Genomic DNA, 17,124 nt, shown 5'->3' with positions numbered 1-17,124 from the left:
GCCGCATGAATAGATAGTTGGAAAAGAGCTGACTGCAAAGCAGCTCTTTTTCGTTGGCGCTACTAATAAATCACAAAAAGAATGGAGGATTTCCTATGCAAAAAATCGCGATTATCGGCTCGGGTGGCTCTGGCAAATCTACTCTATCCAAGAAGTTGGCAAATAAGCTGAATCTGCCAGTGTATCATTTGGACGCACTGCACTGGAGACCAGGCTGGGTACCTACACCAGTAGCCGAATGGGATCAGCTGCAATTAGAACTAACCGCACAGAACGAATGGATTATTGATGGAAATTACGGTAGAACGATGGATATCCGCCTGCGAGAAGCAGACACAATCATTTATCTGGATTATCCAACCTATATCAGTCTGTTCCGGGCAGTGAAGCGAAGATTTCAGTATAAAGGTAAAACGCGCCCTGATATGGCGGCTGGCTGCGAGGAGAAGATAGACCTGAAGTTTGTCAAATGGATTTGGCGATATCGCCGGGATCAGCGGCCCAAAGTACTGAGTAAGCTGAATGAATTAAAAAGCAGCAAGCAAATTTACATATTTACGTCGCCCAGACAACTGGAACAGTTTTTGCAACAAGATCTAAGTGAACATTAATGTACATCCATACATTATTAAAGGTCAAAATAAAGAAGGTATAGTATTCAGTCTGGAAGCTGAAATGAACAGGGATGGGGACTGGATCCTGAATCAAAGATGGTCTTCATAATCGGACTTATCTGTAGCAAGTTTCTCTTCTTTAAGCATATATTCCAGTTTGAAATTCAATCGTTCTTGCAAACGCTGCACCATCTTGCCGTATACAGATAACAGCAGGTCGGTCTCCTGCTCGGATAAATCGTCCCATAATCCCTGGGTCAACTGCTTGTAGCGTACACGTAATTTATTTTCGGCCTCATGACCCTGTCTGGTTGCCTGCAGATAGGTCTGGCGTCGATCCAGGGTAGAAGGCAATCGCTCAATATAACCTTTTTGAACCAATTTGTTCGTCAGATTGGTAATTGCGGCTGGTGTGACATCCAGGATGGATACAAAATTGGTGCTGATCATCGGTCCCTGCCGAACCAGCATTTGTAGAATCAGATATTGTGGAGCGGAGAGACTGTCATCGACTAGCTTGGCATGTCCGGCTACAATCATCTGCATTTGACAGCTGACCAGCGCGGATAATCGTTCTTGTTTATTCAGCTTGTTCGCCTCCAGCTCTATGTCATGTATAACCAGATTGGAATTCTAAGCCGGTTAAATATTTTAATTGTATGATGTGCTTTTTGGCACGTCAAGTAATGATGGGAATGGAAAAGTAGCTGATTCTTACATATCCATTTATTTCTAAAGATGATATATTATTGGTGTTATTTAGAAAGGGAGTAAGTAATAGGGTGGAAAAAATGGCAGAAAAGAGGTGCAAATATTCAGTAAGTCGCTGGATTCAAGATGGATACTATTAATCAGAATGAGGGGTATTAATAATGGAAAATGCTAAACGGTGGATTCGTAATCTGTCTGTGGCTGCTTTTGGGCTAAGTCTGGTATCTACGTGTTCTGTTCCTGGTCTGTACTCTACCGCGTTTGCAGAAACTACTCCGGTAGAGTACTCTTCTAGCAGTGTACAAATGGAAGCAGCAGGAATTCCTGATCCACCGCAATTCGATGATCCTATGCCGGATCTGGGTTATTATGTGTATTATACGTTTACGAATGAGACTACACCGCATACTATTAATAATCTAAAAGCGGAAGGTATCACTGATGTTCAATTTACGGTGTTTCCTTTTACCGGTCAGAACGAAGAAGGTGTTGTGTTCAGTCTGGAGACCGAGACAGACAAAGGATGGCAGCCGGTATTGGTAAGCACGTTCCAGCCAAGATCCAAAGCGCAGCACCAACATATGAAATTGCCGAGAAATGATTATAAGAATTTTAGAATCGTCGTTACGAGCACCAATAAAAACTTCACTGTAATGGGATATAAGCAGTGGACTAGTTAAGACGCAAAACCTATTGCTTCCGATTGCTATTGACGAAGCAGGGCTTGAATGGTTAAGTTGGCATCAAACAGATAATTAGAAGTTTGGCAAAAGGAGCTGTTTAATAAGACGGCTTCTTTTGTTTTATTAGAGAACAGTAGGGATATGAATGGATATATTCACAATCAGATCTTATATGTATGGGGGAACGGCATGTATACACATAATTGTTTTTGGTTTTATGTTGAAAAGGAACTATCCGATGTAATTGAAGATATTAAGGAAGTACTCCGCTTGCCAGAATGTCATAGAGATTATGAAGATAGATGGGAATGGTATGAACTAGAAGACACCGTAGACTCTGAACAAATGATTTCTTTTAACATGTCCAGAGAGCATGATTGGACACAGGGATTGTACGAGTGTCCAGTTATATTGAGAATCGAATATCCTGGGTATGATATTGATGAAATTGGGAGGAGGCTGTTAGAAGTATTTCAGGTGAGTATTCAATTTGGCAAGCTTGAATTTAGTGATTATAGCCCCGATTATACATACGATATTGTACACAAATGGTATGTATGATTCAGTAGTACATATGTGTACATAACGGTGGTTATAAAAGTAGATATTATTTACAAGTTGGATACAATTCGGTTCCAGGATCGATACATTCGGTGGGTAAGATAAGCACATACCAAGAAAACACATATACGAAGGAGATGGATGAATTATGCGTTACCCACAATGGATAGCAGCTTCTCTCGCCGCAGGCGTACTTTTGACAGGAACCGTATCTACTCCGACCGTCTCGGCGGCCAGCACGACCAGCAAATCAACATCAGCAGTCGCTACAAGCTCTGCTTCATCTTCGCAGAAAATGAATTTCTCCCTGAGCGACGTTCCCTATACCGCTGCTCAGTACAAACAAATTGTCAAAGCTTTTGCTGCCTTTGACGGATTCGAGACACCATATGTACCTTCACGAATGATCACCGGTGATGCTTTCAAAAAAGTAGGCGTTGGTGGCGATAGTGTGACCTTTATTTTCAAATATATGAGAGTGTCCGTATCTCCGCGTGATGATTCCTACAGCTACAAAGGCACGGTAGTTACACTTCCAGATTCCAATAATGTAAAAGGCAAATGGTATAAAGTAAACGGTACCGATATGCTGACTTTCCCTTTAAAAGACCGCTTCGTTACCATCTATGCACCTGCTCATTCATTAAGCAAAACGAAGCTTGAGCATGTAGCGGTAGACGTTACCCGCTATGCTCCGCAAGCCAAGTGAGTATCTAGAGGCGAGAACTTTGGAACATCGTGTGGTATCTGCAAATAGAATTGCATTTCCAGAATCGACAGTGTTCAATCCAAAAGAAGAAACCTGTGCTTACAGCAGGTTTCTTCTTTTTTATGTTTTCTAGTGCTGTGCACCTTCTTTGTTCTCTTGGTGCTTGTATTAGCATGCGGCATCCATATAATGGTATATTGTTAAAGTGTCAAAAACAGAGAAGAAGAAAGGTGGATGAAATGATCAATCCATTCTTAAAAACAGCAGGTATTACTACTTTATCAATTATGCTTCTTGCTGGATGCTCCAGGCACAACTGAAGTCTTTGTAAATAATGATAACGGCCCGAAAGTTCCATCTGGAGACTGTATTATAACGATTTACGGTGGAAAGAATATGCCAAAAGGGACTATAGTACTGGAAAATAGTGAGCATCGCTTATAGAACTTGGCTGGAGAAGCTGTATAAACATGCGCAAAGCAGTAAATGATGCGTGGGCTACATAACTAGGAGAGCAAGCGATGTGATTTCTTACTGGAAAGGAGATTGAAAATAATGAGAAGAGTCAACGTAGCCTATTGCCTGATTACCGATCCTGCCCATTCCAAAGTACTGATAGTGAAAAATATCGATGAAGCAGGTGATCGGTGGTCTCTTCCAGGTGGAGCTGTAGAAGAGGGAGAATCCCTGGAGCAGGCAGCGATTAGAGAAGCCAAGGAAGAAACCGGGCTGGATGTTACTATTCATGGCATAGTAGCTATAAATGAATGTGTATTTTCCGCCAAGCAGGAGCATGTGTTATTTATTACGTTTAAAGCTGAAACATGCGGTGGTGACGAACAGATCGTCAGACCGGATGAGATCGCCGAGTTAGCCTGGGTCGATCTGGAGGAAGCGGAGCAATTAATGCCTTATTATCAAGGTGGATTGCGAAAGATGATAGGCAGTCAAAGCGCCATCTATTTCAATGAAGGCGAGAAGTAGATGGTAGATAGTAGATAGTAGATGAGTAGGGTAGTGCATTTGAAAAAGCTTTTGGTTAAACAGCTGCACGGCCAGATCATGATTCTCTGGCCATGCAGCTGTTTTTTGAATAAATCAACATTCGTATTATAAAAATTAATCTGCTCACATAGATAGTCGCTTAAGATGTAGTCTGAGTCACTCGAATATCAGGTAGCTGCTGCTTACTGTCGGCGACATGACCAATATGAGCAAACAATTTGCGTAAAGGACCAAAACTGGCAATCCGCAAAATGGTCTGTATGGTGCCTACGCCGGCTTTGCTTTGGGGGAAAAATAGATCTGGAGCTCCTGGAGGCAGTTTCTGGGCTTTCTCCACCATGGGACGCATCCACTGCTTATACTTGCTTAGACAACTGTTTAGGCTTTCTGGTTGGCTGGACTCGCACTGAGACAGAAAGGCTGCAAGAACATATCCGCCAATCAATGCCAGCGATGAACCTCCTCCGCCTATAGGGGTGACACACCATGCTGCATCGCCAGTGACACACACTCTGCCTTCCGACCAGGTCGGCATCATAATCTGTGTAAGATAATCAAAGTAAACATCCTTCGAGGTAGCAAATCCGCTAACTACGCGTTCGTCCTGCCAGCCGGCTCCGATGAAAATATCTGGCAGTTCAGCACGAGCCTGATCGGAAGGAAGGTCTGCCAGATTGCGCTCTCGATCTTTGAAGGCCAGCGTTGCCCGCATCGTTCCCTTATTATCCGGACGAATCGAGATTTGGCGCCTACCTGCAGCATTATACCAGCGCCACCAGCGGTCATCTCCATCTTGCTTTTCAATCGTTCCATAGATCATATTCAATCCCAGTTCATTGCGGGAGACACGATCTCCGAATACCTTATCCCTTGTTCTCGAGCGGACGCCTTCTGCAATAATGAGCAGGTCGTATCTTTCTTTTTGCCCGGAATGCAGTTCGATCTCGACATATTCATGCTGATCGTTCACTTGTTCAATCCATTCTCCATAACGAACCGAAATACCTGGCGGCAATGCATCCAGAATAATACGCGCCAGATCGCCTCGCAGAATCTCGATTTCAGCGGTGAGCCCATCTGAATCCTCTACAGGGAAAGCGCCTATCACCTGTCCTTTGTCGTTGACAAATGCAGTCCCTTCTTCGGTGGTAGTCTGCTTGCGGACCTGTTCTTCGATGCCCATTTTTTGAAGAAGCTCACGCGCCACTCCGCGTACATCAACATTCTGTCCACCCTCACGGAAGACGCTTGCACGTTCAATAATTGTAACTTCCCAGCCTACCTTGCCCAGCCAGAAAGCAGTGCTGAGACCGGCAATACTCGCACCTGAAATAAGTGCCTTTTGAACTGTCATTATGTTGCTCCTCTCGGCATTTGCGTATGTGTTTATAAATAAAAATAGAGCAGGAAAGCGGGAAGAAAGAGCATTAAAAAAACCACATCTAACACTTGGCAAACAGTGAAAAGATGTAATTAGATGTTCCTTACCCTGTAAATAGAGGTTGAAACGAGCAGGATGAATCGGCGAGAAGAGAGAGGTAGTTTGGCGTTTGTGTATACTTATACATCAACAACACATTTGTTCAGACCATAATGATTTGTATGGGCATACTGTTTCTTCATTATTATAGTCTATTTCTTTTCGATAGAAGTTATAAAGTACGTATTATGACTTATACAGTTTGGTCAGTTTTTCAGTGTCTAATTTCGCAAAATAGGGCAATTGCCATTTCTGTGTGGCAATCGCTTGTTTACTGGTTACTTCATCCCAACTTGGATATACGCGCATAGCCATCTTCCCTTTATTGTCATCGGTGGATAAAATGCCATGTTTTTTGAGTACATCTTTGGGGAAAACGAACTGACCATTTTCACTCGTTGCAGGATGGATCACATGAATAACCAGCAGGTCGGCTGATTCTTCATAAGTAAAAGGCTGATTTTGTTTCTCGGCATTTTTTTGCCAAAATACAACGAATTGTCCTGCTTTGGTAGGTGTGGTTTTTGCGACTCTGAATCGCACTGACAGAGATGTATCTGATCGTTGGTGAAGCTGAAATATGCCTGCTCCATATTCCGCATTCTGCTTTTCTTCATGCAAGTGATCGATATGCCAGCCTGCTGGTATGTATACCACTTCTTGTATGTGAGTCAGCGTCTGTTGGAAAATACTCATAATAGGTTTAGTCTCCCGGCTATAGTTACTAATTTTGTAGGTATTCTATTTTAATGCAGTGCGAACCAAGTCTATTTTAGCACATCAATGAAAGGGCCATGGTTTTTCATCACTTATAGAAAAACTATATTTTCACAAGCTTTACTGCTTTAAATTATTTTATACATCTTTACCAGTCGCAATCGGGTTCTCCTCATAACTAATCCACTTCACTCCAGTTGTCGCTATTCGCTGAAAGCATATCTCTGCAGGTACAGTGAAGTTGGAGTTTCCGAGGTGTATGATGGAGAGAGAGTGCGGCTTTAGCGTTTGACTTTTTAAATATTAGAAGATATTATAGATACGTTAAGTCTTTAATAGAAGCGAGATTTATGTATTTCTTGGCTTACGTGACTTATCGTATCTAGATCGAGCAGATTAATATTTTTTATTCTAATTAAGGATATAAGAGATCTTCTTTGTCTTTAATAAAAAGGGGGAAAAATTATGCATATTTTCATGACAGGAGTCACCGGATATATTGGAAGCTCTGTAGCAAAAGTATTACTGGAAGCGGGACATTCGATTTACGGCTTGACGCGGAAAGAAGAAAGCTTCAACGCGTTAAAACAATTGGGAGTGGAACCTGTATTGGGTTCGCTGGAAGACGAATCTCTTTTAATCAAATACGCTCGGATGAGCGATGCGGTCGTTCATACGGCGGATGCCGGTCACCGATCTTCGGTGGAGGCGTTCCTGCGTGCTCTGCGTGGAACGGATAAAGCGCTGATCCATACCTCCGGTTCCGGAATCGTTGGCGACGATGCGCGGGGAGAGTACGAAGCGGAGCACATCTATCAGGAAACAACGCCGCTGAACCGGGATCTGGAACATATCCGCATCAACGAACAGGTACGCAAAGCCGGTGAGGAAGAGGGCGTGCGCGGAATCGTTATTGTCCCATCCATGGTATACGGAACATCGCTTGGTCTTCCCGCCGAAAGTGTACAATTGCCTGTCATTGTTCGCAAATCAAAAGAAAACAGCACAGGTGTCTATATCGGTCAGGGACTCAACCGCTGGTCCAACGTTCATATCGACGATCTGGCCCGGCTGTATCTGCTCGCGCTTGAAAAAGCGCCGGCTGGATCTTATCTGTTTGCCGAGAACGGAGAAGAATCGTTCAAGGATCTGGCCCGTTATGTAAGCGAGGCTCTTGGTTACGAAGGCCGAACGGCTTCATGGCCGCTGGACGAAGCAGTGGCGGAATTCGGACCGATCGCGCAGTATACGCTTGCTTCCAATTCCCGGGTACGTTCGGTTGTGGCACGGGAAACTCTGGGCTGGCGGCCAGCGGGAGAATCCATTCAGTCCTGGATATCCCATATTTATCGGAGGAGCTGATCGTTATGGCCCTTATAAAATCGATTGCCCCCGCCACGTTCGCCCGGCCGGGCTGGATCGTTTCTTCTTTGATCGCCGCAAACTTCCTGGCTCAGTTGATGCAAACCATGTTGAATACGGCATTGCCTCGCATGATGAGCGATCTGGGCATTCTGGAAAACCAGGCGCAGTGGCTGGTTACCCTATATCTGCTGACCAGCGGAATCGTCGTGCCAGCCGCCGGATTTCTGCTCGGACGCTTCTCCACGCGGGCTTTATTCTTCGCTTCCGCAGGTGCTTTCCTAGCCGGACTGCTGATCGCCGCCGTTTCTTCTGGTTACTCGCTCCTGCTGATCGGACGCCTGGTGCAGGGCATCGGAGCAGGCCTGCTCATGCCGCTGTTCCAAACAACGATTCTACGCGTATTTCCCCGAGAAAAGATCGGTTCGGCGATGGGCACGGTCGGGATCGTGATGGGCCTCGCTCCCGCGCTCGGTCCCGTCTTGTCGGGAATCATAGTGGAAGATCATTCGTGGAGAATGCTGTTTTATGCGACGCTGCCCGTTGCCGTTCTTAATCTCGCGCTGTCTTTTGTCAGTTTGAAAAATGTGGGTGAACGAAGTCCGGCGAAGCTGGATCTACGTTCTCTGCTTTATTCATCGGCGGGGTTCTCCAGTGTGCTGTACGGGTTAAATTCGGTTGGACGGCAGGGAAACACGCTTACCGCCTGGGCCGTACTGCTGGCCGGAATCGTGCTAGTCGCCATATTCGTCATGCGCCAGTTGAGACTGCCCGAGCCTTTCCTGGATATGCGGCTGTTCCGGAATCGGATATTCACGCAAACGACGTTCATCAGCATCGCTTTATTTTTCGCCATGATCGGCGTCGAAATCTTTCTGCCGCTATATGCGCAGAACGTTCGCGGCATGACGCCGAGGGAATCCGGGCTGACCTTGCTCCCGGGAGCGCTGCTGATGGGCATTTCCGGCTTTGTCTCGGGGCGGCTGTACGATCGCTTTGGTGCAACCCGGCTGATCCGCTTCGCGCTGCTTAGCATGACGGCCGCTCTGCTGCTGTTCGCGCTGCTGATTGGACCCGCCACGCCGATCCTCCTGCTCGTTTTGTTATTTGCCATTTTTATGGTCAGCGTCGGTTTTATCATGTCGCCGGTTACGGCCTACGCGATGGCAACCATACCGCCCAGTCTAATCAAGCATGCTTCGCCGATGATGATTATGATCCGCGCTTTCAGCGGTGCGCTGAGCGGAGTCGTGCTGGCCGCCGTGCTCACTCCGTTCGCTGCGCACAGTTCGCTGCCTTTCCCGGCGAATACGCTACCGGGTATTCGCGCCGTATTCTGGATTCTTACGTCCGTGGCCGGAGCAGGAGCCGTTTATTCCTTCTTTATGCGCTCGTCCAGACCTCCTGTAGAAGAAACGTCCAGAGATGAGGCGCTGCTCTCCGATGGTCGAGAAGAGGGAGCCGAGCGGAAGATCGACTGAGTTTGGGATATCGAGCAGCACGTTACAAAGAAGCCCGCGTCTACCGCGGGCTTCTCTATTCTAACCAATCTTACACTTCATTCCCCGTCGCTACCGGATTATCCTCGTAACTGATCCAGTCACTCCAGCTCCCCGGATACAGTTTCACATTCTCAAATCCAATCTGTCTTAAAGCAAACACATTCGGACAAGCAGATACGCCAGAACCGCAGTACACGATAATCTCAGCTTCTTTATCCAGCCTGGCAAATTGCTCTTCCAGCTGTTCGGCAGATTTCAGGCTTCCTGCTTCGGTCAGTACATCCTGCCAGAAAAAGTTGACTGCGCCGGGAATATGACCAGCTTTTTTGTCCAAATGTTCTTCCAGTCCCAGATAGCGGTTATGGGCGCGCGAGTCGATCAGTACTGTTGGCGTGTTGAGATGTACAGTGGAGTCTGCTTCGTGACTGCTGTTGGTATGATCAGCCGCCGTATGATTAATACTATCAGCTTGCCCGGCATTGGCACGGCCCGATCCCAATAGGCGCTCTGACACCTGACGCACATAATCGACATCTACTACCATGTCTTCCTGTGGACGCGCTTCAAATGTCTTCGGCACGATTACCGGCTGCTCATCGGTCACCGGATAGCCTGCCTGCTTCCAGGCGCTGAAATCCTGCTCTAGTATGTACACCTGATTGTGTCCCAGATACGTCAGCATCCACCACAGGCGGGATGCATTCATGCCGTTATTGTCATCGTAGATTACGATTCGGTCATCCTGGCTCAGTCCAGCGCGGCCGAAGATACGGGCCATCTGTTCCGACTCCGGCAATGGATGACGGCCGCCGTGAGTGCTGACGGGGGAGGAGAGGTCTTCCTCCAGATCGAGATAGATTGCTCGCGGAATATGAGATTCGGCATATTTTTGGCGTCCAGCTAGTGGATCGTTCAGCCAGAAGCGGCAGTCGGCGATAACCAGATCCGGTTCGAACATCCGGGCGAGCAGCCATTTGATAGATACGGTATTTTGCATGTGTTGTGCTCCTTCCATGTACAGGATTAGATAGATTTCGAGTTGGATAAGCTTAGTAACCTAGAGAGAAGCAAGGAGTACTACTTCCAATCTGTCTCTATTTTACACTGTATTACTAGCTGGATAATAGAAATAATCATTTATCCTATTTGGCAAGAGCAGAAAAGAAAATGTGATAGCAGATTATTTAGAAAATAAAGATTATTAGAGAACAAAAGAGCTGCTCTGCATAAAAAGCCCACTATATAGTGGGCTTTCCTGTATGCAATCCAATACTATTTTAAAATATACTTCAAGCAGCACAGTGCTGCTATACCAACTCAAGGCTGTTATACTACCTCAATGCTGCTGCACTGTTTCAACATTTCTATGCTAGCCTTGATCTACACTTTGGATAGCATGGATTGAATCCTATTATACTTTAGACCTGTTCTTCCCACAGCTTGGCCTGATACTCCTTGACCTGCTGTTCGGAAGCTTCCGGATAGACATTGCGGAACGCATGATGCTTGGCATCGATGATCTCGACCATTTTGTCGATCATGTCCTGCGGATCGAACTGTTGGGCGAGCATCTTTTCGCCTTTCATCATGTCGGAGCGTTTGGTGAAGTTAGTTTTCTCGTCGTACCATTTTTCTTTCTCGGCGAACATCATATCGTTGAAGCCGGTTTTGAAAGGACCCGGGTTGATTGTAGCGACCTGTACACCAAATTCGGCCAGTTCATCTTTGAGCGCCTGAGCGATCGCTTCAACTGCATGCTTGGATGCGCAGTAAGGGCCGAGATATGGCGTTACGCTCAGTCCAGCGATGGAGCTGATAAAGATGATTTTACCTTTTTTCTTGGCGACAAATTGACGTGCTGCAATCTGTACCAATTCCAGAGAGTTAAATACATTGGTATCGAAAATCTGGCGCAGGTTCTCGACCGGCAGTTCAGCCAGCGGGCCGCCTTGACCAATCGCTGCATTGGCAACAAATACGTCGATATCGTATTTCTCCAGCTGTGCTCGATCCAGTGGATTGTTGACATCTAGCTTGAACACTTCAATATTCAGTCCCTGTTCTTTGGCATAGTCCTGCAGAGGGGGAACCTGAGAGATCGTTTCGACGGTAGCGATGACTTTATGTCCTTTTTGGGCGAGACCAATAGCGGCACCTTTGCCCAGTCCACTGCCTGCACCTGTAATAAAAATTGTTTTTTTGCCCAGCATATAATTGTCCTCCTTGAATTTAAAATGATTTCGTACATGTCACTAATATTGCATTTACCCGGACTCATCGGCAGTCAACCAGCGGTAAATAATGAGAAAGTGCATATAGGCAATAATCCATAACAGTTGTAAAGCCGTTCTGGAGTCGTATGATGTCATTGCCAGATGGGGTATAGCGACGGATATAAACGTAGTAATGTAGCGAGCAGGAAATCGCTCAACAGTAAGGCATCCAGAGAAATAATCAGCAAGCAGAATCAGGTGAACAACCCTGCACCCATAATCGGACAGGCTTCTGCTTCCGCATCTCAAGTCTATCTGGTATAGTTACTGCGAGATGCAAGTGATAAGGAACCAAGGAACGAGAACAAAGAGAGGACAACCAGAAGATGACAGATGATTTGTGGATAGGGCAACCGCTCTGGATGTATGGACTGACAGCAGTTGTTATTGTAGTCATACTTATACTACTAATCCGGGGACTAAAGCGGCGGAGTGCACGTATTCGGCGGGAACAACTCGATCCAAAACGGATTACCATCCAGGATATTGATCAGATGGAGGGCGCAGAGTTTGAGCGGTATCTGTACCGTCTGTTCAGCGAATTGGGTTACGAAGATACATATAAGACCAAAGACAGCAGCGATTTTGGTGCGGATCTGGTCTTCACGGATCGTCTGGGAGTACGTAACGTGCTGCAGGCCAAGCGTTATCAGGAAAGCAGTGCGATTAGTCTGGACGCGGTTCAGGAAGTGTATGGTTCCATGCGATATTACCAAGCCAAACGTTCGATTGTGCTGACCTCTGCAGCACGATTCACGGCAGCCTGCGAGACACTCGCCGGGGTAAATGGAGTTAAGCTCCTGAATCGGGAAGATCTGATAGAGCTGATCGAGGACTTCAAGTCCGGGCATTATGAGGATGCGATGGATCGTATCGAGGCAGAAGCCTATACTGAATTGTCGCCCTGGGCTGAATATATGGATCAGCATCTTCATTCTCCAGGCAGGGATCGCAAGGCAGAGAAATGGCTGCGTAACCGTTCATGACGGGAACGCAGCTTTTTCGCGTATGCACGATGGGCCGTATCATCAATAAGGAATCAATGAACAAGGGAGCGTATAAATACGGATCACACGGCATTACCATAGCAGAGTCATTTATTTACTATAGAAAGTAAAGGATCTGCATTGACAAAGAGAAGGTAGAGCTTCATAATCCATAATGATAATCATTATCATTATCCACATAAAGCATACCTATACAGGGGGACGGAAATAGTGATAGCAACAAGCATACATAAGTATAAACGCACTTCTTATTTGACAGTGCACACCGTTCAGACGGTTGGAGTGATTATACGATGAGCTCTGTTTCATTGACAGGCTCTGCATATCCATGGCGTGTTATTAGTATTTATGGAGGCGGGCTGGCTGCGCTGGTCATTCTTTTTTTCGTAAGTCTGTGTTATGGGGAAGCAGCCATTTCGCTGCATACGGTGATGGAAGCGTTAACCGGACGACAGGACACATTGGAACATAATATGATCTGGGATCTGCGGATGCCGCGTACGATGATTGGCATTCTGGCAGGCGGCGCACTGGCGATTGCCGGTGCACTGCTCCAGACAATTACACGTAATCCACTGGCTGCATCCGATACGCTAGGGATTAACGCAGGTGCTTATTTTGTCGTGGTATTAGGTACTGTGATGTTCCCGAACTTGCTGCATACTTCTCCCTTTCTGTTCGCAGTATTGGGGGGATTGATCGCAGCGGGAGCAGCTTATCTAATGGGCGGAGGTCGTTCATCCAGTCCGGTACGACTCGCGCTCTCGGGTATGATTATTTCCATGGTGCTAGGGTCATTTACGAGCGCACTGCATATTTTCTTTGCACTCGAGACGCAGGGACTGTTCCTGTGGGGCTCGGGTACGCTGGTCCAGAACGATTGGAGCGGCGTTCATTATGCCTGGCCATGGGTGGTATTTATTACGATTGGTGCACTGCTGCTGTCCAGACAGTGGGATGTACTGGATCTGGATGAATCAACTGCGTCATCGCTCGGACAAAAGGTCGGTGTAGCACGTGCAGGCGGTCTGCTGATTGCTGTGCTGCTGGCTGCTATTATCGTCAGTGTGGTCGGTCCGATCGGCTTTGTGGGTCTGGTGGCACCGCATCTGGTTCGCTTGAGTGGAATCCGTTCCCACCGCTGGCTGCTACCGGGTGTATTCATCTGGGGAGCAGCGCTATTGATTGGAGCGGATGTACTCGCCAAAATGGTGCATAACTCCAGTATGGAGTTGCCAACAGGCGCAGTGATGGCTTTGATCGGTGCTCCATGGCTGATCTGGCTCGTACTGGTCAAAATGAAAGCGGCCAACGGAGTCGGAGGAGCTACTTCGATGAGTACTGGCGCATCTGTTCAGCGCTGGCCGTTTGGTCGTCTGGCTGTTATTTTTACGATACTGACTGTGATATTGATTGTAGGTAGTACGATGTTTGGTGGTTTGCGCATCCCGCTGGGGGATCTGCTGCCTTCATTATTCAGCTCGGATGGATTATACTCGGCACTGCTGCAGTTCCGCATTCCGCGTACATTGGTAGCAGCAGGAGCAGGTGCAGCGCTGGCCATCAGCGGTGTGCTGATCCAGATGTCCGTGCGCAATCCGCTCGCTGATGCCTCTATTGTCGGTGTATCCTCGGGAGCAGGACTGGCAGCGATGATGGTCATGATCCTGTGGCCTGCCTTGCCGGCTTACTTCGTTCCGGTAGCTGCTATTGTCGGCGCCGGAGCAGCGGCATCCTTTATTTTCTTCCTCTCTTGGAACAAGGGATTGAATCCATCGGCTGTCGTACTACTCGGTATCGCAATCTCGGCGATTGCCGGAGCTGGTATACAGATTCTGATTGTACAAGGGACGCTATGGGGTGGAAGTAGTTACATCTGGTTGACAGGCAGTACCTATGCCCGTACCTGGGATCAGGTGAAGATGATAGCTATTTTCCTTGTACTGCTTGTTCCGGTCGCCTGGTGGATGGCAAGGCGCTTTGAACTGCTCGTGTTTGATGATCAGAGTGCTGCCGGACTCGGATTATCGGTACGCCGAACACGCCTGCTAGCGATGGCGACAGGCGTTTTGCTGGCTGCAGGTGCGGTAGCCTGTGTGGGTACAGTCGGTTTTATCGGTCTGATTGCGCCGCATATGGTGCGTCTGCTGACTGGTCATCACATGCGCCGTTCACTGCTATTGTCTGCGCTGACAGGCGCAGTCATGCTGGTACTGGCGGATACGATCGGACGTACAGTTATTGCGCCGACAGAGATTCCTTCGGGTCTGCTGATTGCACTGATCGGTGCTCCGTACTTCCTGTATCTGATGTACCGTTCCAATTGGCATCGTCCAACAAAGTAATCTGATAAGAGTGGCATCAAATAGAGAATTTACTACAAGGTGAGAACGAATCCGGTTATCCGGGTTGACTACATTATCTATCAAAAAAAGCTGTCCCTGTTCATCGTAGAGATGAGGGACAGCTTTTTTGGTTTTTCTAGGAGTATACGAGCAGCAGATCAGCGAAATTCAATGCTGCCCAATCCAATATATTGAATCACAAAATTAATAGAAATCAGCGCTAGATTTCCAATAGAAATATTAGTGGTTTTTACCGGAAACGGGTGCCAATTTCTCCTGCTGCTGATCGGCATTCTCTCCTTCGGGAGCCATAATATCGGGCGGTACCAAGGATTCTTCTTTGTCCTTGCCAAACTGGATAAATACCCAGACACCGATCAGGATCAGTGTACCTGCTCCCAGCTGCATACCGGTCAATGCCTCCCCGAGCAGCCAAAAAGCCAGCAGGGAAGAGAAGACCGGTTCACCCAGTACGGCCATCGATACGGCGCCGGCATTCATATACTTGAGCAGCCAGTTGAACAGATAGTGACCGAACAGTGTCGGTACCAGAGCCAGCAACCAGAATACGCCCCAGTCTCTGGCTTCATAGCCTGTAAAAGGAATCTGATTGACCAGATTATAGATAGCCAGTACTCCTGCCGCCATAAAGAACACCCAGAAATTATAGACAAGCGCCTCCATATAGGAGCGGATATGCTTGCTGATCAGCATATGAATAGCAACTGCAATCGTTCCGAAAAAGGACAGCATATCTCCCTGCAGCGCCGTCCCGGATAACCGGAAATCACCGAATCCGATCGCTACGGAACCGATCACCGCCATGGCCATACCAATAATCATATAGCGGTTGGTACGGGTCTTGAACAGGAAAAAGGAACCGATCACGACCATAATAGGCTCCAGCGTCAGAATAACGGTAGAGCTGGCAACCGTCGTCAGCCGCAGCGATCCCATCCACAGCAGGAAATGCAGCGCCAGCATCAGGCCGGAGACAAACAGCAGCAACCATACTTTCGGTGGAATACGGAATAGCTCGCGGTAATAACGAATCGCCAGCGGCAGCAGCAGCAGGTCGGTAAAGTACAGCCGGTACATGGCGATTACCGATACATTCGCGTCAGACCAGCGTATAAAGATGGATGAAAATGAAATAGCCAGAATACCGATAACGTAAAGCACTTCAAGTGGAATCCAGTGCTCACGGGTCTTGATAGATTGATTCATGTCTGTTCTCCTACTCTTATGCTGCCAGTACAGCTTGATTTGCTTTTTACATTACATATTTGTAACCGGTACCCCATACGGTCAGAATGTGCTCGGGGTTTTTGGGATCCCGTTCGATTTTCTTACGCAGATTGGAAATATGTACATCAATCGTGCGCTCCAGATAGGCGCGGTCATCGCCTTTGATCCGGTCCATTAGTTCATTACGGGTAAATACCTTGCCAGGGGAATGATACAGCTCCCGCATAATCGCGAATTCAATCTGTGTCACTTCAACTTCCTGATTTTCTACAAATAGACTGTGGCGGTAATCATTTACCGATACTCTGGACGCTGTCTGTGTGGCCTCCGGAGCAGCTGTAGTTGTATAGCCGTGCAGTCGCTGTGGGCCACTGCGACGCAGTAGCGCCTTGATTCGTGCATCCAGTTCTTTGAGGCTGAATGGCTTGCAGAGAAAGTCGTCTGCGCCGTTATCGAGCGCTTTGAGACGCTCATTCAGCATCGTATTGGCAGAGATCATCAGTACGGGAACCGTTGATTGTCTGCGAATCTGCTGTACCAATTCGCTGCCGCTCAGATCAGGCAGCATCAGATCCGTCACAATAATATCAGGCTGATAGTCATTGAGTTTGCCAATCGCCTCTTTGGCATCATGAATAAGCTCTGTATGGTAACCTTCCTCCTGAAGGAAAAATGCAATCATATCGGCGAGACTTTTCTCATCTTCAATAAGCAGAACTTTGATGGGCATGCCAGTCACTCTCCTGTGCGAAAATTATAAGCTTGATGAGTATGCATGACGATCAAGCCCATTAGCTGTTTTAAGTGAACTATTCTTTAGGAACATACGAATAAACCGGTATAAAAGTTCAATTGTACAAGCTGCCCGGTTCGCAGCCTGGTATGGAGGCTCTGCAGAATCATGGAT

At 47.2% G+C, this 17,124-nt stretch carries 16 protein-coding genes; 9 read left to right on the top strand and 7 right to left on the bottom strand.

What is annotated here, in order from left to right:
- Nucleotides 1-95 precede the first annotated feature (95 nt).
- Nucleotides 96-611 (top strand): DNA topology modulation protein, encoded by a 516-nt coding sequence (locus H065_RS0104940; RefSeq protein WP_017811912.1) that lies wholly within the window; start codon nt 96-98, stop codon nt 609-611.
- Between the two features lie 93 nt (nt 612-704).
- Here the strand turns inward: H065_RS0104940 and H065_RS25245 are convergent, their stop codons facing one another.
- Nucleotides 705-1,160, bottom strand: a complete 456-nt coding sequence (locus H065_RS25245; protein WP_152425804.1) for a MarR family transcriptional regulator — start codon at nt 1,158-1,160, stop codon at nt 705-707.
- A gap of 326 nt (nt 1,161-1,486) precedes the next feature.
- Between H065_RS25245 and H065_RS0104930 the strand changes: the two genes are divergently transcribed.
- From H065_RS0104930 to H065_RS0104915, 4 genes are all read left to right on the top strand, one after another.
- The gene (locus H065_RS0104930) at nt 1,487-2,005 is read left to right on the top strand and encodes a hypothetical protein (protein ID WP_017811910.1); all 519 of its coding nucleotides are present in this window, start codon (nt 1,487-1,489) and stop codon (nt 2,003-2,005) included.
- Between the two features lie 192 nt (nt 2,006-2,197).
- Nucleotides 2,198-2,569, top strand: a complete 372-nt coding sequence (locus H065_RS0104925; RefSeq protein WP_017811909.1) for a hypothetical protein — start codon at nt 2,198-2,200, stop codon at nt 2,567-2,569.
- Between the two features lie 148 nt (nt 2,570-2,717).
- Entirely contained in the window at nt 2,718-3,278 is a 561-nt protein-coding gene (locus H065_RS25240; RefSeq protein WP_017811908.1) for a hypothetical protein, read from the top strand.
- Nucleotides 3,279-3,833: 555 nt separating this feature from the next.
- Nucleotides 3,834-4,262, top strand: a complete 429-nt coding sequence (locus H065_RS0104915; protein ID WP_017811907.1) for an NUDIX hydrolase — start codon at nt 3,834-3,836, stop codon at nt 4,260-4,262.
- A gap of 160 nt (nt 4,263-4,422) precedes the next feature.
- On the opposite strand, the gene H065_RS0104910 is transcribed toward H065_RS0104915, so the two are convergent.
- Nucleotides 4,423-5,637, bottom strand: a complete 1,215-nt coding sequence (locus H065_RS0104910; protein ID WP_017811906.1) for an FAD-dependent monooxygenase — start codon at nt 5,635-5,637, stop codon at nt 4,423-4,425.
- Nucleotides 5,638-5,949: 312 nt separating this feature from the next.
- Complete coding sequence (locus H065_RS0104905; RefSeq protein WP_017811905.1) at nt 5,950-6,459, bottom strand: MepB family protein; 510 nt, start codon at nt 6,457-6,459, stop codon at nt 5,950-5,952.
- A 486-nt stretch (nt 6,460-6,945) separates the two neighbouring features.
- Here H065_RS0104905 and H065_RS0104900 point away from each other — a divergent pair, with 486 nt between their 5' ends.
- Nucleotides 6,946-7,842, top strand: a complete 897-nt coding sequence (locus tag H065_RS0104900; RefSeq protein ID WP_017811904.1) for an NAD-dependent epimerase/dehydratase family protein — start codon at nt 6,946-6,948, stop codon at nt 7,840-7,842.
- Nucleotides 7,843-7,847: 5 nt separating this feature from the next.
- Nucleotides 7,848-9,323, top strand: a complete 1,476-nt coding sequence (locus H065_RS0104895) for a DHA2 family efflux MFS transporter permease subunit (protein ID WP_017811903.1) — start codon at nt 7,848-7,850, stop codon at nt 9,321-9,323.
- 70 nt (nt 9,324-9,393) lie between these two features.
- On the opposite strand, the gene H065_RS0104890 is transcribed toward H065_RS0104895, so the two are convergent.
- Both H065_RS0104890 and H065_RS0104885 read right to left on the bottom strand, forming a co-directional pair.
- Nucleotides 9,394-10,341: a sulfurtransferase gene (locus H065_RS0104890; RefSeq protein ID WP_017811902.1), complete on the bottom strand. Its 948-nt coding sequence runs from the start codon at nt 10,339-10,341 to the stop codon at nt 9,394-9,396.
- A gap of 421 nt (nt 10,342-10,762) precedes the next feature.
- Nucleotides 10,763-11,554 (bottom strand): SDR family oxidoreductase, encoded by a 792-nt coding sequence (locus H065_RS0104885; RefSeq protein WP_017811901.1) that lies wholly within the window; start codon nt 11,552-11,554, stop codon nt 10,763-10,765.
- Between the two features lie 389 nt (nt 11,555-11,943).
- Between H065_RS0104885 and H065_RS0104880 the strand changes: the two genes are divergently transcribed.
- Both H065_RS0104880 and H065_RS0104875 read left to right on the top strand, forming a co-directional pair.
- Nucleotides 11,944-12,603, top strand: coding sequence for a restriction endonuclease (locus H065_RS0104880; RefSeq protein ID WP_017811900.1), 660 nt, complete (start codon nt 11,944-11,946; stop codon nt 12,601-12,603).
- Between the two features lie 314 nt (nt 12,604-12,917).
- Complete coding sequence (locus H065_RS0104875) at nt 12,918-14,969, top strand: iron ABC transporter permease (protein WP_017811899.1); 2,052 nt, start codon at nt 12,918-12,920, stop codon at nt 14,967-14,969.
- 240 nt (nt 14,970-15,209) lie between these two features.
- Here H065_RS0104875 and H065_RS25235 read toward each other — a convergent pair whose 3' ends face one another.
- Together H065_RS25235 and H065_RS0104865 are read right to left on the bottom strand one after the other, a co-directional pair.
- Entirely contained in the window at nt 15,210-16,196 is a 987-nt protein-coding gene (locus tag H065_RS25235) for a DMT family transporter (RefSeq protein ID WP_017811898.1), read from the bottom strand.
- Nucleotides 16,197-16,242: 46 nt separating this feature from the next.
- Nucleotides 16,243-16,947, bottom strand: a complete 705-nt coding sequence (locus H065_RS0104865; protein ID WP_017811897.1) for a response regulator transcription factor — start codon at nt 16,945-16,947, stop codon at nt 16,243-16,245.
- Nucleotides 16,948-17,124 lie beyond the last annotated feature (177 nt).

This window comes from Paenibacillus shenyangensis (assembly GCF_000346635.1).
Taxonomy (GTDB): Bacteria; Bacillota; Bacilli; order Paenibacillales; family Paenibacillaceae; genus Saccharibacillus; species Saccharibacillus dauci.
This window is presented reverse-complemented; position numbering and strand designations above follow the sequence as displayed.